Source organism: Pseudoalteromonas rubra, from assembly GCF_004212645.1.
Taxonomy (GTDB): domain Bacteria; phylum Pseudomonadota; class Gammaproteobacteria; order Enterobacterales; family Alteromonadaceae; genus Pseudoalteromonas; species Pseudoalteromonas rubra_G.
Genome location: NZ_PPUZ01000126.1, coordinates 1 through 1,500, shown reverse-complemented (window position 1 = coordinate 1,500; position 1,500 = coordinate 1). Strand labels below are relative to the sequence as shown.

Sequence of the window (1,500 nt, the reverse complement as noted above, 5' to 3'; positions counted from 1 at the left end):
GACATATATGGACGCTCCAGCGATGTCAAGCCGAGAAGGCCTGCGAGATAGCGAATTATCGTTATCTCGTTTGTTGTGTTACCCGTGTTGCCATGTTTGATGTTTGGTCCAGTCCGCTATAATTGTGTTGCTCTGACATATATCCGGGCTTAACTGATTGCTCAGCGCCCCAAATGAGTTCCGAGCCTGCACACCCTAAAATTAATACACCCACTCGGTCTGTAACGACCGTGCCGTCGTCGGGTTTTGCGCAGGCAGGGTTGGACCTTTTTTCATCGTACTTTGGCAAACAGATAAGCGGTTGTCAGTGGCTCACTACACCCACACGGGTTCAATGACCCTTGTCTTCCTCGAGCTTAACTGACAACCTAACCCTTGATACATTGTGTCGCCCCCGATTGTGTATATTGAGGCTGATACGGTTCATTTTTTTGTAGTAATATCCACATCAACCTGGCCAGCCGGTGGGCAGTGGCCACAATGGTTTTATTTATACCAATTCGCTCTTTCAAAGAGCTGATCCAGCGATTTAAATCGTCGTCTTTCTTATGTGCATGCGTGACCACAGTACGCGCACCGTGGATTAATTGCTTGCGCAGGTATCTGTCCCCTCGCTTGGTGATATGACTCAGAACGCTTTTATCGGCGGACGCATATTGTTTGGGCGTGAGCCCTAACCAGACACCAAACTCTTTGGCACTGTTAAATGCCTGACCTTTATCTATGCTGGCACTAAAAGCAGAGGCGATGATAGGGCCTACACCCGGCAGGGATTGCATGATTTCAGCAGCCTGACTACGTTGATTTGTATCTCGAAACAGAGAATCGAGTTGTCTTAGCTGACGTTCAAAGGCTCTCAGCTCGGCGCAAGTTTCGTGTATAAGCAACAGAATAACCGGTTGCAGTTGTTGGTCGAGTAAGGTCTGAATGTGGCTGTAAAAAGCGCGATAGCTTTTAGGTGTCTCAATGCCAAATTCAAGCAAAAAGCTCCGGGTCTGATTCAGGCAAGCGGTACGTGCCTTAACCAACCTTTCTCTCATCCGGTGCAGTAATAAGACGGCTTGCTGTGATTCTGATTTCACAGGCACAAAGCGAATGTAAGGCCGCTGACTGGCTTCATAAATGGCCAGGCAATCATTTTTATCGTTTTTATTCCCTCTGACAAAAGGGGTGACATGTTGCGCAGGAACCAGGTGCGCTTTATGGCCTGCTTTGATACACATTCTTCCCCAGTAGTGGGCGCAGCCACAGGCCTCCATAACGACTTTACAAGGCGGCATATTTTGAATGGTTTCTTTCAACTTCTGACGGTTTACCCGGCGTGAAAAACAGGGCTTGCCGTGCTTATCGACAGCAAGTAATTGAAACACGTTTTTAGCCAGATCAATGGATAATGTGCTAACTTGATTCATGATGGATGCTCCTGTTAACTGTAAATATCACTCTCAGTTTGGCGCATTGACGCCGATTTAGGAGCGTCCATCTCAATCACCCACCAAA

General features: G+C 47.5%; 1 protein-coding gene. It reads right to left on the bottom strand.

Annotation, left to right across the window (positions count from 1 at the left end; genetic code table 11):
• Positions 1-368: 368 nt before the first annotated feature.
• The gene (locus C3B51_RS22690) at positions 369-1,412 is read right to left on the bottom strand and encodes an IS110 family transposase (RefSeq protein WP_130246480.1); all 1,044 of its coding nucleotides are present in this window, start codon (positions 1,410-1,412) and stop codon (positions 369-371) included.
• Positions 1,413-1,500 lie beyond the last annotated feature (88 nt).